Annotated in this window: 15 protein-coding genes and 1 riboswitch; of the genes, 1 reads left to right on the plus strand and 14 read right to left on the minus strand. The window is 41.2% G+C overall.

The window, feature by feature from the left end; genetic code table 11:
- Window positions 1-112: 112 nt before the first annotated feature.
- The 6 genes from O0550_RS05830 to O0550_RS05855 form a co-directional block, all read right to left on the minus strand.
- Window positions 113-1957 (minus strand): LTA synthase family protein, encoded by a 1845-nt coding sequence (locus tag O0550_RS05830; protein WP_101668449.1) that lies wholly within the window; start codon window positions 1955-1957, stop codon window positions 113-115.
- A 251-nt stretch (window positions 1958-2208) separates the two neighbouring features.
- Window positions 2209-4026: a SpoIID/LytB domain-containing protein gene (locus tag O0550_RS05835; RefSeq protein ID WP_258425802.1), complete on the minus strand. Its 1818-nt coding sequence runs from the start codon at window positions 4024-4026 to the stop codon at window positions 2209-2211.
- A 386-nt stretch (window positions 4027-4412) separates the two neighbouring features.
- The gene (locus O0550_RS05840; protein ID WP_003340408.1) at window positions 4413-4616 is read right to left on the minus strand and encodes a hypothetical protein; all 204 of its coding nucleotides are present in this window, start codon (window positions 4614-4616) and stop codon (window positions 4413-4415) included.
- A gap of 182 nt (window positions 4617-4798) precedes the next feature.
- Complete coding sequence (locus O0550_RS05845) at window positions 4799-5773, minus strand: PfkB family carbohydrate kinase (RefSeq protein ID WP_003336088.1); 975 nt, start codon at window positions 5771-5773, stop codon at window positions 4799-4801.
- 277 nt (window positions 5774-6050) lie between these two features.
- Window positions 6051-6233, minus strand: a complete 183-nt coding sequence (locus O0550_RS05850) for a hypothetical protein (RefSeq protein WP_163245081.1) — start codon at window positions 6231-6233, stop codon at window positions 6051-6053.
- Between the two features lie 67 nt (window positions 6234-6300).
- On the minus strand, window positions 6301-7524 hold the full coding sequence (locus tag O0550_RS05855; RefSeq protein WP_258425803.1) for an alanyl-tRNA editing protein: 1224 nt from the start codon (window positions 7522-7524) through the stop codon (window positions 6301-6303).
- A gap of 498 nt (window positions 7525-8022) precedes the next feature.
- Between O0550_RS05855 and O0550_RS05860 the strand changes: the two genes are divergently transcribed.
- The gene (locus O0550_RS05860) at window positions 8023-9528 is read left to right on the plus strand and encodes a class I adenylate-forming enzyme family protein (protein ID WP_258425804.1); all 1506 of its coding nucleotides are present in this window, start codon (window positions 8023-8025) and stop codon (window positions 9526-9528) included.
- A 759-nt stretch (window positions 9529-10287) separates the two neighbouring features.
- Here the strand turns inward: O0550_RS05860 and O0550_RS05865 are convergent.
- From O0550_RS05865 to O0550_RS05900, 8 genes are all read right to left on the minus strand, one after another.
- Window positions 10288-11280 carry a C40 family peptidase gene (locus O0550_RS05865; RefSeq protein WP_258425805.1) on the minus strand — a complete coding sequence of 331 codons (993 nt, stop codon included), beginning with the start codon at window positions 11278-11280 and terminating at the stop codon, window positions 10288-10290.
- Window positions 11277-12368, minus strand: a complete 1092-nt coding sequence (locus O0550_RS05870) for a dipeptide epimerase (protein WP_258425806.1) — start codon at window positions 12366-12368, stop codon at window positions 11277-11279. The genes O0550_RS05865 and O0550_RS05870 overlap by 4 nt, the downstream gene beginning before the upstream one ends.
- Window positions 12369-12470: 102 nt before the next feature.
- A complete protein-coding gene (locus O0550_RS05875; protein WP_258425807.1) occupies window positions 12471-13472 on the minus strand; it encodes an ABC transporter permease in 1002 nt (333 codons plus the stop codon).
- Window position 13473: 1 nt separating this feature from the next.
- Window positions 13474-14967 carry a sugar ABC transporter ATP-binding protein gene (locus tag O0550_RS05880; RefSeq protein WP_258425808.1) on the minus strand — a complete coding sequence of 498 codons (1494 nt, stop codon included), beginning with the start codon at window positions 14965-14967 and terminating at the stop codon, window positions 13474-13476.
- A gap of 80 nt (window positions 14968-15047) precedes the next feature.
- A complete protein-coding gene (locus O0550_RS05885; RefSeq protein WP_003340424.1) occupies window positions 15048-16121 on the minus strand; it encodes a sugar ABC transporter substrate-binding protein in 1074 nt (357 codons plus the stop codon).
- Between the two features lie 140 nt (window positions 16122-16261).
- Window positions 16262-16372, minus strand: a riboswitch (SAM riboswitch).
- Window positions 16373-16443: 71 nt separating this feature from the next.
- The gene (locus tag O0550_RS05890; protein ID WP_258425809.1) at window positions 16444-17664 is read right to left on the minus strand and encodes a branched-chain amino acid ABC transporter substrate-binding protein; all 1221 of its coding nucleotides are present in this window, start codon (window positions 17662-17664) and stop codon (window positions 16444-16446) included.
- A 66-nt stretch (window positions 17665-17730) separates the two neighbouring features.
- A complete protein-coding gene (locus O0550_RS05895; protein ID WP_258425810.1) occupies window positions 17731-18528 on the minus strand; it encodes an ABC transporter ATP-binding protein in 798 nt (265 codons plus the stop codon).
- Window positions 18529-18533: 5 nt separating this feature from the next.
- Window positions 18534-19445: an ABC transporter permease gene (locus O0550_RS05900; RefSeq protein ID WP_003336074.1), complete on the minus strand. Its 912-nt coding sequence runs from the start codon at window positions 19443-19445 to the stop codon at window positions 18534-18536.
- Between the last annotated feature and the right edge of the window lie 25 nt (window positions 19446-19470).

Consider the following 19470-nt stretch of genomic DNA (forward strand, 5'->3'; position numbering starts at 1 on the left):
TGTGTAATATCCATTATTATACACGAAAAAAAGCAAGCCTGTCCTTATTTGTTCCGCATATATAGCAAAAAGAGCCGTTTTAAAAACGGCCCTTCAGAGTGCTAATCCTTGATTAATCTCTCATTGGTAATTGATTCACATAAGCATCAGATATAGACAGAAGCTCTAGAGTCTCTTCATACATTTTTCTGTACGGTTCCAGATCCACAACAGCTTCATGTGTCTTGATATTCGTAGCAGAACCGTCTTCCAGACTCTGACCAGGAATAAACAAGATGTCATCATTAATAAAGGAACCGCTTGGCATATAGAAGCGTTCGCCCAGTACATTATGGGTCGTATTGAGCAAGTCTTGACCAAAATATGTCGTGTTTGAAAGATCAAGCCCAACTAAATTGGCGATAGTTGGCATAATATCGACTTGACCACCCATATTTTCCATCGTCTTGCCAGTTTCATTGCCTGGAACCTTAACAATTAGTGGAACCGTGAACGCATCCACTTTATCGTAAACATGTCCTGTCAGGCTCTCAATAATCGGTTTCCCATCTTTACCCTGATCATCTTGTGTAATGCCATAGTGATCACCATACAGAACAATAACTGTATTATCCCAGAGTCCATTTTGCTTCATTTTCGCAAATAAATCTCCTAGCTGCTTATCTACGTAATGCTGGGCCTGCATGTAATTACCTACATTTGTCCCTTCCCAAGCTGGTGGTAGTGCTAGTGTATTCTTCTCTTGCGGAATAACAAAAGGGTGATGTCCCGACAAGGTAATGATCTGAGAATAGAACGGTCGGTTCTGCTTTTGATACTCCTCCAATACCCCTAAGGTTTTATTGAATAAAATTTCGTCAGATGGTCCTAGTCCAACAATATCGTCATATCCAAAGAAATCGGTATCATAATATTTATCAAAGCCCAGTCCTGGATACATTACATCTCGATTCCAAAAATCTACCTTATTTACGTGAAAGGTCATACTCGCATAGCCTTGTTCCTTTAACATACGAGGCAAGCTTGGAATCTCTCTTTCTCCAAAAGAAACAGACATCGGTGAAGTTCCTACTGGATAAATTGAGGTGTTGCTAATAAATTCAGCATCCGAAGTGTTTCCTTGCCCCACCTGTTGGAAAAAGTGTGGGAAATAATAGCTTTCCTTAATCAAAGCATTAAGATTTGGCGTGATTTCAACACCGTTTATTTTTTTATGAAGCAAAAAGTTTTGGAAGGCCTCCATCTGAATAACCATCACGTTTTTGCCTTTTGCCGCTCCAAATAATTGCTTAGGCTGCTGTTTTTCACGTTCAGCCTTTAGTTCCTTAATACGTGCTATATATTCCTCATTCCACACTGGAACCTTCTGATCTTTCAAGAAGCTATTCACTTGAAAGGTAATTAAGCCTTGTTGCTGGGCTTTTTTTGTTTCGTTTTGAATGCCGGCTGTTCGCTCTGCTTTTACACCCTCAAAAGAGAACAGAACCACCACAGAACAAGCTGTCAAAATTAAACGCTTGACCAAAGTCATGTCCACCTGTGCTTGAACCGCATCTTGTTTTTTCTTTTTCACGGAGCGATACCAGAGTAAGAAAATAACTAGATCCAGATAAAGCACAAAATACTGTGGTTTAATTAATGTAAAAACACTAGAAGAAACGTCTTTTACCTGTCCGATTTGCATAAATGCTTGGTAGGTCATGATTTTTCCATAGTAGGAATAATACACAACGATCGCAAGCATAAAGCTAGACAGTAAAAAGTTAGCAATCGTATACATCAGTGTTTTTCGCTTATAAAAAAGCAAGGTAAAGATTACGACAATTAGCAAAACAGAGCTTGTTTCAGCCCAAAGCAAGTGAAAAGGGTTACGGTCATCGTAGATAAAAATTCTAAACCAAAAAAATTTAGATAGGAGTAACAGAGACGTTATCAGAGAATATTGTTTCCAATTCATTTTTTGTAAGCCTCTCTTTTAATCTATTATCGGCCGGTCTACCTAGTATGAGGCATTTCCGACCAAAATATCTTACCATAAACCTGCTAAAGTAGCACCTATCCTATAAAGAAATATGTTTGTCTGCGCCGGAAATTACTAAAGAGAATCTAATATTTCAAGCAATCAAGACTATAACAAAAGATGACCAAACGGCCATCTTTGTATGGTTAGGAATCATTTTACATAAGAGTTCAACAAAGTTTAACATTCTAAGATTGATATAAATTTACCAATTGGTGGTTAGGGTAGAAGGTTTGGAGAATTTGCTCCACAGGCAGCCCCAGCTTATCAAGTGTCGAGGCACCATATTGACTCATCCCCACGCCATGACCATTTCCGCCGCCATAAATGATGACATTTTGAAGATTGCCTTGCTCATTACGACTTACTTCAAAGGCAACAAAGCCGGATGGTAACAGGCTGTAGTTCTTCATTGCTAGTTTAGCGTCATAATGAGAGGAATCACCCGCGGTTCGATGAAGAATGACATCTCCACCACCGGTATAGGTCTTAGAAGGACGGAGTAAATAACGTACATTGTAATCCTTCACTACCTTAAAGGTACCATTACTTCCTTCCAAAATAAGCTCCTGAATGTTTCCATTCTCACCACGTTTGCTCACATAAAGATTATATAGGTCACCTACACCGCTAGAAGGAATGGCTCCCTTCACGAAATTCCCATCGCCATGACTGATAAATACTCCATTTGGATCAGCGGCAGCACGAGCAGCTAGATTTTTATTAATCGTATTTTGTAGCTCCCCTTTCGATAACTCAACCTTCCAGCGGAAAAATGGAGATTGGGAATCTACGCTCACGATTGATAAATCTTTGACAAACGAAAGCATATCTTCCTCACTTGAAATGGCTACTGGCAAAAAGCCTTGTTTCTTTTGAGATTCCATAACAAAGCTCTGTGGAATCAAATATGGTACACCGCTTCCTGGAAATTGTTGTGTAATCGGATCAGGCCAAATTTCATGACGACCTGCCACCACTCCAGCAGATGATGAAAAGTAGCGTGCATCAACTAGCTCATCCCGATACTTCATGATGAGACCTGCTGTTGCCTCTACTGCTCTCGTCACTTTCGCATTTTCTAGAGTATTGTTGTAAACCTGGCTCATCGTACTATCATCTACATGAAAGCCTTTTGCCGCATAACGATTACTGTAGTAGTCGTTTAGTGCATATGTACGGGCTGCGATTGCCTGTGCTTTTAATGCTTCATCCCCGAAGGATGCTGGCATCTCGCTTGGTACGACTTGAAGCAAATATTGCTCAAGCGACAATTCATTGATGATAGATAGCTTACCGAAGGACACAGATGGTTTAACTTCCAGCACACCTCGATATTTAGGTGTTCCTTGTGCTCGCTTGAGACTTAGCACCTCAGTCAATCCATCTTTATTATCAGCAGGTACTACATAAAGACGTTCCGACATAGAAACGAGCGTTTGATTATTAACGCTAACAGTTAAACTGTTTCCTTGATTCGTAATGTTTACAACTTGATTAGGTGCAACCTCAAACTGCTGATTCGTTCTTTTATCAATAAGGTACAAGCCCTCCGCTGACTTTGCTTGGAACGTAGTGTGATCAAGTGAACCAAAGCCTGTATTGTACAATCCTATGCGCATCCGATCGGCACGTGTTTCTCCCTCTAGGACCAACATATTGACTTGATTTTGTCCATTTACATAAACTCTGACATTTTCCGCACCGACACGCACATCTGCCAAAGATTTTGGAACAAGCGAATCGCCAGATAATTGATAAACTTGTGCCTCGTTTGCTAACGTAAGCAACCCCGACCGTTCCAATTCAATTGTTTTCTTTGTCGTATCCTTCACCAAAATTTTCTCGGTGAGATACGTTCCTTGATTCATTTGATCCATGGATCGGTATGCATCTTTGTTACTAGCCACAAGCACAGGGGCTTTTAGCTGGCTTGCCAAAGCACTCGGTGTGATGGCCGTTGACATGAGCACCACCAATGACAGGATCGAACTTGTTTTTTTCATGTTGTAGCTCCTTTCAGTTCCTATACAAGGCCCGTCCCTTTAAAAGGTCTTTATCAGGCAAGCATTTGCTACCCTTTGTGTTTTTTTTGGATAACTTTCCCTTCTATGTTTAGACTCAAGACATGCCAAATAGTTTCACTTAATTTGAAAAAAAATATTTTAAAAATGCTCAAATCCATATGTAATGCGTATATATAATCAAAAATAAGTTTCTATTTTTTAGTATTACTAAACTTTTAAAAGATAAATTTCATTCATTTTTTTGGATTTTTTCTACATTAAATTTTTCCGCTGCTTTTTTACGATTATGTTACTCCTATATAAAAAGGGTTGGGGAACCAGCAACACTATGCTGAAGCCCAACCCTGCTAACATTAAATATAAAGCTAGCCACGCTCATTTTGGGAAGAAAGCGTACTAGCATATAGCGAAAATACTTCACGAATAAACACATCTTTTCCAAAAGGTAACTGAGGAAATAAAAAAATGAGCTGATCTACCTGGTTTTTTACACGATAAGGAATGGAGAAATCATCAAGTATCTTTTTAATTTGACCCCCATCCTCCCAGCTTACTTGATAACCAATCATTGCTTTTACCTGCCTCCTAACGCTGTCCACGGCATTGCCTTTTTGCTAATCAGTATGCCTAATGGTTAGGAAGGAAATACGACAAATGGATTATATCGTAAATAATGCTCTTACCTGGTGACGAGCTATGAAAAAATGATGCTATAAAAAAAGAACTAACCACAAGGGTTAGTTCCTTATTCCTACGCCTGACCTACTAATTTATGCCGAAAAAGCAAGTCATGCATCTCTTGATTTTGTTCAATTTTCTCCATTAAGTCAGGGCAGATGCTTTCTGTTGACTCAATTGTCCATCCTGCTACTCTGGTACCGCATATAACCGCCTCTTGAAGAGTTAAACCAGTGGATAGCCCCATGACAATACCAGAGAAGTAAGCATCCCCAGCACCGCTGCAATCAACTAGATTCACAGGGAATACAGGCTGATGCCCTTTAGCTCCCGTCTTCTTGTCATAGAATACAGAGCCTTTCTCACCCAATGTAATAACCATTTGCTGTAATCCAGAATGCTTCATGTAGTCAGTAAGTACTGCTAATTGACCCGCAATTTCCATATTGGTAAAATCAATACCAAAAATTTTGTCCGCTTCATAATTATTACAAACAAAACAATCAAACTCATGTAGTAGCTCTGGATGCTCAAGCACGATTTCCATATTAGCTGGCAAACCATAGATTGGTTTGTTATGCTTTTTGGCTAAGCTCGTGATATGAGAAATGATCTCGTGATTTAAGTCCAACTCCGTAATAATATGTGAGGAGGCTTGAACAATCTCTTCTCCTCTATCCTTGATCAATTGTTCCATCTGTTTTAAATCTGGCATTTGAGAGATAGAGCCTTGTAATTCTCCAGTCTCATCCAAAATAACCATCCACATTCCCATTCCACCGTGCTTGGTATAATGAGAATAATCCGTACTTACATTTGCTGCTTTCAAACGATTCTCAACGTCTGGCCCCATACCGGTCGTCTCTAGTACCGATACAAAAGCGGTTGGACAGCCCGCTCTCCCAAGATTTTCAGCAATGTTACGTCCTACTCCGCCATGAACAAATTGGACATTCCCTAGATTCCGGTTTTTGGCCTCATATGCTTGAAACGGAAATCCTTTCACATCCATAAAAACTGTTCCTAGAACAGAGAGAAAAAGACTCATAATCACTAGACCCCTGTCTTTATATTGTTTTATGTCATTGATAACTAATCCATATGCCATTTACATTATTGTAATATTACCTTATTAGACAACATTCAACAATAGTTAAATGGCAAAACGGTTCGGCAATACCTGCTTATCGAAGAAAAACATGGTGCTACTGTATACAAATGAAATCCACGATTGCCATACGCTTTACCTTCAAAAGTAAAAGAGCGAACAAGAAACATTCCGCGTTTCTCCATTCGCTCATGCCAAGCTTTAATTGTTAGAATTCCTATGAGCCGCCTGTTCTTCTACGTTGATTGTTAGGCTTCTTGTTGTTTTGCGTCTTTAGTACTTTAGTTGATTGATTTCCTTTTTGAAAATCCTTGTCACTTGCCTGTTGTTTTTTCTGAGCTAGTCGTTGTTTCATCGCTTCAGCTAGACTAATTTTTTTTGGAGCTTGTTCTTCTGACATAAATTTACACCTTCTTCATCGAAAACTACTTTCTATTGTATAGCTTTTTATGAAAGCGTTCAATAACCTATTTTTCTAGCAAAACCTGTAATTCTTCTCGTGCATAGGTATGAATTTGGTCTGGGTTATAAGTAGAAGCTGCACCACCTTGGGCAATCAATGCATTCCCCCCACCCTTTCCTTCGATTCGTGGTAGAATACGCTTTACCCACGTGTTCATCTCAACATTTGCCTCTTTTCCACAAGCACAGACAAATTGCTGTTTCGTACCACCTGTGATCAAAAGAACAATTGCATTCGCTTCCTGCCCAGTTATAAGCTGTGCTATTTTTTGTAGCTCAGATAAGGGCCGCTCTTCATACCTTTGCGTAATCAACATTCTGTCAGCTAGTTGTTCTGCTTGACGAATCAGCATGTCCTTCTCATGGGAGAACAACGCTTCTTTTACTTGCAACAGCTCGTCAGCTAGTTCTTTTTGCTCCGTATGTAATCGTAAGAGGGCCTCCTGCAACCCAGCTTCATTTGTTTGTAGAAGACGGCTAACCTGTCTTAACAGGGCATGCTTATCATGCAATCGCTCTACTGTTCGTTTTCCTACTGTAAACTCTAAGCGAATATGCCCCTTATGCTTTTCCCACTGTAAAATAAGGATTGGACCTACTTCACCAGTGCGATTAGGATGCGTCCCTCCACAAGGATTGTAGTCAAAGTCAGGAATAATCACTAAACGAATATCTTCTTCAACAGTAGGTTTTTTACGTAACGGATATTGCTCCAGCTCTTCCTCATGGACAAAACGCGCGACGATATCACGATTCTCAAACACGATCTGATTTGCATAGGCTTCCACTTTTTTTGCCATCTCTTCGGTTAATTCTTTTATATTCAAATCAATGGTACAGGTTTCTTGTCCTAAATGAAAGCCGATGGTAGAGGCGCGATACTCCTCAGCAAAGGCTGCGGATAAAATATGTTGTCCTGCATGCTGCTGCATATGATCGAAGCGTCGATCCCAATCAATGCTCATCTGAATCTGTTTTTGGTCTGAATTGAGTGGGCTTTCTATTTGATGCCAGACCACGCCCTCTCTTTCTTCTACATCTAGTACCTTATGCTGCCCTATGTATCCTGTATCGTGTGGCTGACCCCCACCTGTTGGATAAAAGATGGTTTGATCAAACGCAACCCAGTTTTTCTGAAATTCATCGGTGACTTGGTGTAAGACGGTGGCTGTACATTCCCGCCAATAAGGATTTTGATAGTAGAGTTTGGTTGTCGCTGAAATTAACATGCTACTCACACCTCCGCCTCTATTATAGAGGGAACCATGTAAAAAGAGCAAAAGAAGCACAATATTCGGATAGCAAATCTATGAAAATAGTTCACAGCGATCCAAACGCTGATAATCTTTCATTACAAATATCTTAGTTATGTAAACCTTTGTTGAGGCCTTTTCCATACGTAGTTACTTTATAACTAAAGCATAAGGTACAATAAATGCAAATCTCAGCATGACTCACCAGTGAAATGGAACTTTACACAATGAAAACAAAAACAATCGGGAATTGTTGAACACGAAATACGAAAACAAGCTCAAAAATCATTTATTTATAAAGTATTTTCAGTCCAAAAAGCAGCGACATAATCTGTACAAGTCCGTTCGTATAAGGTAAAATTATACATAATAGACAAACATTTTAAATACAATTTGATACGTAAACAAAAGTAATCTATTTCAAAACTGTTCTTACATTACGACAAAAAAATAACTTGGAAATGAGGTTATCTGATGAATACCTTACACACAATGTTAAAAATTCGTGCTGAAAAAACACCTGATTTGGAAGCTCTTGTTGGTGGGTCCACTCGCTATTCATTTCAAATGTATAACGAAAGAGTCAATCAATTGGCACATTATTTATTGGAAAACGGTATACAAAAAGGTGATCGGGTAGCCATCATGTGTAAAAACAATCACCCTTTTCCGACCATCATGATGGCAGCATTATGCATAGGAGCAATCGTTGTCCCCTTAAATCTTACCTACTCCTCTTATGAATTAGAAGGCATCCTCAATACATCTAATCCGAAAATACTTTTCTATGACCAAGAATTTGCAAACGCACTTCCAAAAAAGGATCTACTCCCCACTTCGATATTAGTAGGCATAGGAATGGATACCTCAACAGCTTTTGAAGAAATCTTTAGTGGCAACTATCCTTCTTCGCCCCCTTCTGTAACCGTAAATGAAAACGATACAGCATTTTACTGCTTTACTTCAGGAACCACTGGCAATCCAAAAGCTTGCGAGCTCATCCATCGCACTTTCTCTGAATCATTTAATGAAATGCTTTCTTATCCCCATGCTTATCAAAATGAACGTTTTCTTGCCGTCCATCATCTCTACCATCTAAGTTCGATTAATAACATGCTATATAGTATCGTTGCTGGAAATACGCTGGTCTTTTTGCATGATTACGATCCCGTAAAAATTTGGGAGATGATTGATCAAGAAAACATTACGATGATGATTGCTTTCCCTTATATTTTTACCTATATGCTACAAGAATTTAAAAAAAGCCAAAGAAAAACAACATCACTAAAAACTGTCAGCACAGGAGGCACAAAGGTTCCTTCTACCTTAATTAAGCACTATCACGAATTAGAAATTACGATGTCAGTCACTTATGGATGCACGGAAGCTATCGGAGTTAGCTTCTATACTCCTGAAATGGGGCTGGAAAAAACCGAATCTGCCGGAAAGCTCCTGCCAAAAGTTGTATGTAAAATTATTCATCCCCAAACAGGCGAGGAGTTGCCTATTGGAGAAGTTGGGGAGATTGTAGTGAAAAGCCCTTATGTATTTAAAGGCTATTGGAATAATCCTGAAGCCACTAATCAGGTGCTGAGAGAAGGCTGGCTACATACTGGTGATAGCGGTAAATTTGATGAGGATGGTTTTTTATATATTATGGGTAGATATAAGGATGTTATTGTATCTGGTGGAAGAAATGTCTATCCCGATCAGGTAGAAGATGTCATCATGCAAATACCACAGGTTCTAGAAGCAGCAGTAGTCGCTGCTCCTGATGAAATGTTAGGTGAAATCCCACGCGCCTATATCGTGATGGAAGTCGGAAGTATCCTTTCGGAGGAAAACGTTATCGAATATTGTAAACAAAGACTCGCTCTTTATAAGATCCCTCAAATTAGATTCACTGATGCTCTACCGAAGAATAGCTTAGGAAAGGTGCTAAAACAAAGCTTACGAGAACGAGCACTTGTCATGGAATAACAGATTTGTCGTTTACAAGCAAGTAATCGTCTGCTTTGTTAAGAAGCTATTCAAGCGAAAAATAAACTGGCTTTTATAATAATTCATCCACTTATAAGCGATATGAATACCTTTTTGTATATAAAAAACTTGGAAACATGGAGAGTCTTCTCTTCTTGTTCCAAGTTTTTGTTTCTTTATGAGAGGAATGAGCTTCTTTTAGTCGGCAAACACTTTTCTAAGTATCCATTTTACAAATGTAGATTTTCTTAAAGAAGAGATTTTCATCTTTTAGGGCAAACTAATGAACACATTGTTACAAAAATGTGTTAAAATTGTGTTATTCTTAAGAAAGACACAAAAAATTCACTTGTTTTCTTTCGAGATTTTTACTTTTAAAGGGAGGTTCCAACATGTTCACACTCCTAATTTGTATTATTATTGTAGCCATTGGAGGCGGTTTCTTTTTGTTGGGTCAAAAAAGAAGCTCGTAAAGCATACACCATCTACGCTTCACGATCTTCTTTTTGGGGAGTAGGATTTCTTTTTGAAGCGATTATGGATACTCGTCAGGAATGTACAATTGGATCATTTTCTGATCCCACGAGCCATTCCCCTAAACGACTGCTTTCTGAAGAGCAGTTTTTTGCTCTGCTCTTTTTTTATAAGCAATCAAATCGTCCGATATATTGGGAAAGCTTCTAGATTATAGCCACACAGCAAAAAGACAGCCACGTAAATACCACTATCTGGCGGCATAACGCGGACTGTCTATTCTTTTTATTTATCGTCATGAATCAAAACAGGGCTTGTTAAATGCCAGTAGCGCCGAGCAATACATAGTTCCGGCTCGTATTCAGGATGTCCGGTAATTTCTAGCTCTTCTACACAACGTCCTGTCTTAGGAGCGTGAAGCATCCGTGTACCTCCCAGCGAGATGGCTACGTGATGAACAGCACCCTTCCCTTGTTCATAAGCAAAAAACAATAAGTCTCCTGGTTGTACCTTATCCAACGGTATCTCTTGCCCAAATGTAGCTTGATTGGATGCATCACGAGGAATTATTTTGCCAAATGCTTTATGCATGGAATAGGCAAACCCTGAACAATCATAGCCAAACGAAGAAGTCCCAGCCCACAGATAGGGCAGTCCAAGAAACTGCCTACCTGCGTGCACAATCAGCTCCCCTGAAACATCGCTCTTCTCTCCACGTGTACGGATAGACACATCTGCCTTTTGTAGCCACCGCTCCCCGATGGGGGTCTGTACCCGAACCCACATCTCTTCTTGTTCAACGACAGGCAATTCAGTTAGGTAGCTCAATTCAAGCTCAATTGCTTTAGAAGGAAGCTTAGCTTCCCCGGTAACGGGCCCTTCCTTTTCAACATACAAGCACGCCTTATTGACTTGTACGACGGCAATTAGCTCTTCCGGTGTGGAAACGGGCCAATTCACCAGAGCCAATTGGGCACGAGGCATCCAGCCTGGATAACCCTTCTTATTTTTTAGAGTAGGCTGGTCACTGACAAGGACTTTTACCCAATCCCCAGCCTCTTCCTCTACATGAACAATCGTTCCAAACAAAACCTGCGTCTGTGTCTTGTTTGCCTCACAAAGCTCCAGCCGTTCGTGATAGCCAAGAACACGCAACCACTCAGAGAGCTGTGCCGGATTTTGTAAGGCAGGCAGATCTAACTCGCGTGGTGATTCTGGAGACGTCCAAAGGGTTGCTACATTTACACTAACAACATACTGCTGTTCATATGTAATCATATGTGTTCTACCTCCAGCACATCAGTTATACCTAGTCCGGAAGCATCTGTTAGCTTCAGGCAACGCCCCTCATACACGACCCCACCTTTCACCGTATCATGCTGTAGCATTAATGGAGCATCGAAGTCAAAGCGAGTAATATTTTTCTTACTTGCGGCAAAATGAGCGGCTGCCGTGATACCCAAACGAGTCTCAATCATGCTCCCCACCATACATTCTACGCCACATAACTCTGCCAATTGATTAATTTGTTGAGCTTTATAGATTCCGCCTGCTTTCATTAATTTAATATTGATAAGATCAGCAGCCCGTGTGGTTAATACAGCATGCGCGTCCTTGGGACTAAATACACTTTCATCAGCCATGATCGGTGTATCCACATGATCTGTTACCAGCTTTAGACCTTCAATATCATGTGCTTTAACTGGCTGTTCCACCAATTCTATAGCCAATCCCATCTCTTCCATCTTGCGTATCGAGCGAATCGCTTCCTTGACCCCCCAGCCCTGATTAGCATCCAGTCTAATTTTGACCTGATTGCCTACACGGTTGCGAATTTCCTGAATACGAAGGATATCCTGTTCAATGTCATCTTTGCCTACCTTAATTTTTAGCGTATGAAATCCAGCCTGCAAATAGGAAACGGCGTCCTCTCCCATCTCTTGAGGGGAGTTCACACTAACCGTATAATCCGTCTCCATACTGTTTCGGAATCCTCCTAAAAACTGATACAACGGCATTTTGGCTTTTTGTGCTACTAAATCATATATAGCCATATCGACTGCTGCTTTTGCACTATAATTGCCTACCATACAGCTATGGAGCGTTTGAAAAATATCTTCATAATTAGACAAAGATTTTCCGACTAATTGTGGCCGGATGACATGCAGGATAGCCCCCTCAATGCTATCAAGACTATCACCAGTGATCACCACAGTTGCTGGGGCTTCTCCAAATCCATGACATCCAGTATCGGTCGACACCTTTACAATAATCGATTCTGAAGTAATTACCGTTCTCAAGGCTGTTTTAAAAGGTTTAATCAGCGGCACAAATTGACGTCTGATTTCTATGTCAGTAATATTCATGAGGAACCTCCAGTTATTGGAATTATGGAATACTTCAGTAAATTAGGCGTTAAAATAATAAACGTAGTATACCAAAATTATCTGGGTTCGCCCATTCAAACCTTACCTAAAACGACGTCTCATCTGATAGTACGTTGCTGCTAATGCAAAAATAAGTACAGTGCCCTTTACAATATCATGTGCATAGTAAGGCAAATTCAGCATGGTCAAAGCGTTCAGGAGTACACCGATCAGTACAGCACCTACAAAGGTCCCCCCGACATTTGGTTTGCCAGCTCCTAACACAGAATAGCCAACAAATGCTGCCGCAACCGCATCCATTAACAAAGGGGCACCTCCATCTACCTGCCCAGTCCCGATACGTGCCGTCATTAGAACTCCTGCCAAGCCACAAAAGAGTCCTGATAACAAATAAGCTAACACCCGATAGCGATCAACTGGAATTCCTGATAGACGAGCCGCTTCCTGATTGCCACCAACTGCATAGAGTAAGCGGCCAAAACGCGTATAATGCAGAAAAATATACACCAAGACAACAGCTACTAGCATGATAATCACTGAGATGGGAATGTTGGCTATCGTTCCTTGGCCAATTTTCAAAAAGGTTGGAGATATAACTCCTGGAGCTGTTGTCTGATCTGGCATAACCATGTTAGAAGTAATGGAATACCCCTTTGTATATACCAGATGAATTCCTTTCACAATGTAGAGAGCCGCTAAGGTAGCCAGCAAATCAGGAATCCTCACTTTTACTACCAGAAAAGCATTACATAATCCAATCAAACCTCCTATAACTATCGGTACCAAAACGGCTAACCACACGCTTTGTTCAAACCAGACCATGATAGAGGCTGACACGACAGAAGCTAGTGAGACAATAGAGCCTACTGACATGTCAAAGCCATTGACAATAAGAGTAAACGTAACTCCAATAGCAACAAGCGTGACGATAGAAATGGACTGTAAAATACCAGTAATATTGTTAAACGTGAAAAAATACTCATTTACAATGCTAAACAACACGATGATAATCGCAATAAAACCTAATGTTCCATATCGAAATAGAAGATGTAAAAGCTTATCTTTAGCTGTTCCTTGTGCCATACTACTGTCCTCCGCTCGCGTAATACATGATGGTTTCCACTGTTGCTTGTGATCGGCTTAGTTCTTTAACGAAGGACCCGTCGTACATGACCAAAATGCGATCTGCAATCCCTACAAGCTCCTCGAACTCACAAGAAAGATACACAATCCCTTTTCCATTTTTAGCTAAATTGCCGATGATTCTATAGATTTCTGATTTCGCTCCTACGTCAACACCCTTCGTCGGCTCATCGAGAATAAAGATATCGGCTTCCGTCGCCAGCCATTTCCCAATCACTACTTTTTGTTGATTTCCTCCACTTAATGAGCCAATAGGCAACTGCGGGTTAGCTACTTTGATCTGTAATGCTTGAATCAGCCCTTTTACAGCTTCATTTACTAACAGCGAGCGCAAGAAACCGAATCGACTATAGTTATGAAGGGTAGTCATTGTTAAATTAACAGCTACGGATTCTTCTGTCATGATGCCTTCTCGCCTACGCTCCTCGGGAATCAAGGCAATCCCCTCATCAACAGCTACTTTTGGCGATGTACATTTCAGCTTTTTCCCTCTTTTGTACACTTCTCCTGAGGTCAGTGGGTCAGCTCCAAATAGAACCCGAGCTAATTCCGACTTTCCTGCCCCCACAAGACCCGCAATCCCTACAATTTCACCTTCATGAACCGTAAAGGAAAGGTTGCGTACTTGTGATCCAGCCACTACATTTTTACACGTAAGCAACCGCTCTCCTATTTTGACCTGCTCTTTGGGATATTCCTGAGACAATGCCTTTCCTAGCATACTGGTAATAACCTCATGCGGATTGGTCTCTTTTGCCTGCTTGCACAAGACTAGCCCGCCGTCTCGTAAAACCGTAATTCGATCACTAATCTCAAAGACCTCTGGCATTCTATGAGAGATAAATACGATTCCAATCCCCTGTTCACGCAATTGTTTGATGATCTGGAACAACTGCACCGTTTCTGCTTGACTTAAAGGAGCAGTTGGTTCATCTAAAATAATAATCTTAGCCTTTTGAGCAATCGCCTTAGCTAAAAGCACCAACTGCTTTTCGGATAAAGTTAGTTCCTCGACCTTTTTTTGCACAGGTATATCGAGTCCTAGCCGCTTGAGTGCTTGGGCTGCTGTTTCCTCCAAGCTTCGCCAGTTAATAAAAGGAGAGCGTCCCCTCTCTACAAAGCCCTCCAGCAGAATATTCTCTGCTACGCTTCCGTATCCAATAAGTGCTGTATCCACTTCCTGATATACACATTGGATACCATGTGCCTTAGCGTCCTTCGGCTCGGTCAGATTAACTTCTTTTCCATCTATGAAAATTTGGCCAGCATCTAATGCATAAGCACCTGTCATGATTTTCATCAATGTACTCTTGCCCGCCCCATTTGCCCCAAGCAAAGCATGAACTTCACCAGGTCTCACAGTAAAATCCACGCCGCGTAAAGCTGGGACAGAGCGAAATGCTTTTTTGATCCCCTTCATCTCTAATGCTGTCAACGTGCCTCTCCCCTTTTATGGGCGGATTTTACAAGGGGTCTGGCAACCTCTATGCCAAACCCCATTCACCGCTGCCTTTCCTATTGACCCTGTGTGCTGGTGCCCCATTCCTTCACGTACTTGTTCAAATCTGCCATTTTCACAGGCTCCTTAGGCAATTGTTCACGTGTGATTAGCACAGGATTTAAGCTTACCTTATCTGGTACCTGCTCTCCCTTCAGCTTCTTAAATAAGTATCGTGCCTGTACCCGTCCAATATCAGAAGGGTCTACGGCTGCCGTGGCAATCCATGGTGAATTTTGGTCTTGTAGCATTTGCAAATCCTCATCGCTCATATCTATGCCGTATACCTTAATTTCATTGCGTCCAGCCTGCTGTATCGCGCGTGTCGCACCTTTAGCAAATTCATCCCAAGCAGTCCAAACTGCTGTGATATCTCCTTTGTTTGGATACTGCTTCAGAATCGCTTCCATTTGCGCTTGCGTATCAAGAGCCGTGTTAGCAGAAGCTGATCCGAATGCAGCAATTTCGTTAAAGCCTGAATTTTTGTCCATAAATGCCTTATAAGCGATTTGACGACGTTCCATTGGAGTAAAACCAGCTACCCATATCTTCACAATATTTCCTTTGCCACCTGTGTCTTGTGCCATTTTGTTTAGTGTTTGTTCAGCCAATTTGATATCATCTTGCTCTACTACTGTTACTCCCGGAATATCTAATCCTGTATCAAAAGCTACAATTGGAGTCTTTTGAGCCAAGGCCTTTTGAACACCTGGTGCTAAGCTATCTGCACGTCCATGATCCAGCAAAATGCCATCAAATTGTTGGGTAACAGCCGCGTCCACATGTGAAGCCATTTTAGCAAGGTCATTATCCCCGCTTAAAACTGTCAGTTCTCCCCCCAGCTTCTCTACCTCTTCCTTCACGCCTGCAATATATTGAGATGAAAACGAACCAATATTAAATTGCACCACCAGCGCAATTCGTTTTTTCTTATCTGTCGTAGGTTGATCCCCAGCAGTTTCACTACTTGATGCTGACACGTTATCGGCTTTTGATGTAGAGGTTACACCACAACCGCTTAGCACACTTCCTATTAGAAAGAATATTGCGAATAAATAGACGGAACCTTTGTTAATTAGACCTTTCATCATGTTTCTCCCCTTTTTCATTTATCTCTTTTTGTGAAAAAATGTACAATACTCATTGGTTCAGTCATAGCTGAGTACTACTCGATATAAAAAAGCCCCTTTTCCTAAGAAAAGAGGCTTGTGTATATGGAAACCCACTACGCCTCTTATCTCTCAGGTTTCCCTGCAGGAGGTAGCACCTTGATGTCTTGTTAAACAGACATTAGGTTGCCGGGCGTCATCGGGCCAGTCCCTCAGCCAACTCTTGATAAGAGAGTATTTTAAATTTTGTAACGTTTTTTCTTACAACAGATATTACACCTGGGTCCTTATCCATGTCAATAGATTATTTTGCTTCACCTTCAAATTTCTTTGAACCGCCTGCATAGGTATAAATAAACACCTGCGCATTCTTATTGTCACCTTTATCATCGAAAGAAACATGTACAAACTGTCCTTTAAAATCTTGTGTTTTGTGAATGGCTTCGAATACTTGAGCACGAGTTGGCTTTTTGTTTCCATTCGCTTTAGCCGCCTCCTCAATGCCATTGATAGCTACAGCCATGGCATCGTAGCCAAACGAGGTAAATATCCCCAGCTTTTTGCCTGTTGAGCCTTCAAATTCCTGTATCCATTTCTTCCCTTCTTCTGTTGCTCTTACGTCACCAACAGTGGAGGTAAACACGACACCCTCTGCTGCAGGTCCCGCAATTGTAAACATTTCAGCAGAATCAAGACCATCAGCACCCATAAACACACCGGTAAATCCTTTTTCCCGCAACTGCTTAATTAAAATTCCTGCCTCTGCATAATAACCGCCAAAATAGACCATTTCTGGCTTCTTCGCTAACACTTGGTTCACCACTGCACTATAGTCCTTCTCACCAGCAGTCAAGCCTTCAAAACCTAGAACGCTAACACCATCCTTCTCAAATTGCTTCTTTACTTCATTGGCTAAGCCTTGGCCGTACGCTTGTTTATCATGAATGACCATTGCATTTTTTACATTCAAGGTATTTTTTGCATAAATAGCCGCTTTTCTTCCTTGTTCGTCGTCGCGTGCACAAATACGATGTGCTACTTTTTTACCTCCCTCAGTAAATTCCGGCCCTGTTGTAGAAGGCGATACCATGACCAAACCAGCTTTTTCATAAGCTGTTACAGCAGACAAGGATGAACCCGTAGTCACGTGACCTACAACCGCTACTACGTCGTTGTCGTTAATCGCCATTTGGGCGTTAACAACACCTTGTTTAGGTTCTGCTTGGTCATCTAAAGGTTTTAATTCAACGTTAAGGCCTAAGTCTTGTAGTTCCTTCTGCTTTAATTTTAGTGCATATTCGGCACCTGCTTTGGCGGAGTCACCATAATCTGAAGCTGAACCTGAGAGCGGACCAACTAACGCAATCACAATCTTGTCTCCACCTGCTGCGCCACTTCCTCCCTCACTCCCCTTCTGCTGTGAAGTGCCTGATGTCGCATTATTCCCGCCAGCACACCCTGACAAAGCTGCTCCAGCCAATAAAATTGAAGATACGATTGCAAGTGATTTTTTATTTACTTTCATGTCTTGTCCCTCTTTCGCTTTTTTCTCAGTTGAATATTATGAATATTTAAAAATATGGAAGGCGGCTTATGCTAAAATGTATCGATCTTCTGAGAAAGCTTCTCCGCCTCTTGCCTCCTCAAACGCCTGTAGTAAGTCCTTTGTTGTCATTTGTGCTTTCGTCTCTTGGGGAAGGTCCAAAATAATCCTCCCTTCATGCATCATGAATAATCGATTTCCCATATGCAGGGCCTGTTCCATGTTATGAGTAACCATAAGCGTAGTCAATTTGTTTTCTTCCACTATTTTTTTGGTCAAATCAACAATTAACTGAGCCCGTTTTGGGTCCAAAGCAGCTGTGTGTTCGTCCAGCAGTAATAATTTAGGATTGATAAACGTAGCCATCAGCAAGCTCAACGCCTGACGTTGTCCACCAGATAGAAAGCCAACCTTGGTTTTCAAACGATTTTCTAATCCTTGGTCTAATATTTTCAGCTTCTCTTGAAAAAACGTTCTTTTTTTATTGGTTACACCCAGTGAAAGCGTACGGTGACGGCCACGAGAATAAGCGATAGCCAAGTTCTCCTCAATTGTCATCTGTGGAGCTGTACCTGCCATTGGGTCTTGAAATACTCGTCCAATCAAAGCGGCTCGCTTATGCTCCCCCTGTTTCGTTACATTCTGCTGATCAATAAAAATACTTCCTGTATCAGGTAGAATGCCACCAGATATCGTATTCATCAAAGTAGACTTTCCTGCACCATTGCTACCAATCACTGTCACAAAATCCCCATGTTCAAGTTTTAGATGTATGTTGCTAAGGGCAATCTTTTCATTTACGGTATTTTGATTAAACACCTTGGTTACATTGGTTATTTCTAACACGATCATTACCCTCCTTTCACCGTTCTGCCTATTTTCCAAACACCCTTCATGATGTTCGGTAAAATTAGGGCAATGATTACAATGATTGCCGTGATCAGCTTCATATCGGACGCAAGGAAACCCTGCCGCAGAGCAAACGCAATCACCAGTCGATACACGATGGAACCAAGAATGACTGCGAGCGTAAGTCGCATTATACTTTTTGTCCCAAACAGCACCTCCCCGATAATGACGGAAGCAAGTCCGATGACGATCATTCCAATTCCCATCCCTACATCAGCAAAGCCCTGATATTGCGCTACTAAAGCTCCAGAAGCAGCTACCAGCGCATTTGATAACGCCAGACCTATAATCGTAGTCGTATCTGTATTAGCCCCGAAGCTGCGGATCATCCGATCATTATCGCCTGTCGCTCGAATATCTAGTCCCAGGTCTGTATGCAAAAACCAGTCCAACATTAGCTTTACAATCAACACCATGATGAGAAATACAATAGAACTCGCTACTGAGACACCATAGATTTGAAAGTCAAATATGGAGACTGCCTGGGCTTTCGTATAGAGTGTTTCCTCTCGCAACAGTGGTATATTTGATTTTTTCCCCATGATCCGTAGATTGATTGAATATAATGCAATCATGGTTAAAATACCTGCCAGAAGGCCATTTATTTTTCCCTTTGTCGTCAGAACCCCAGTAAATACACCAGCAATCGCGCCACCTGCCATGGCAAGTGCGGTTGCTAAAAATGGATTCATTCCGTCTACAATAAGGGTAGCTGCAATAGCTCCTCCCATGGCAAAACTACCATCCACCGTTAAATCAGGAAAATTCAGAATTCTAAAGGTTAAAAAAACGCCCAGTACCATGACTGCGAAGAGTAGTCCTTGTTCAATTGCTCCAACGATTGCAATGTTCATTGTTTCCCCCTCTTTAACTCCCTCT

This window comes from Brevibacillus halotolerans, assembly GCF_026891775.1.
GTDB classification, from domain to species: domain Bacteria; phylum Bacillota; class Bacilli; order Brevibacillales; family Brevibacillaceae; genus Brevibacillus_B; species Brevibacillus_B halotolerans.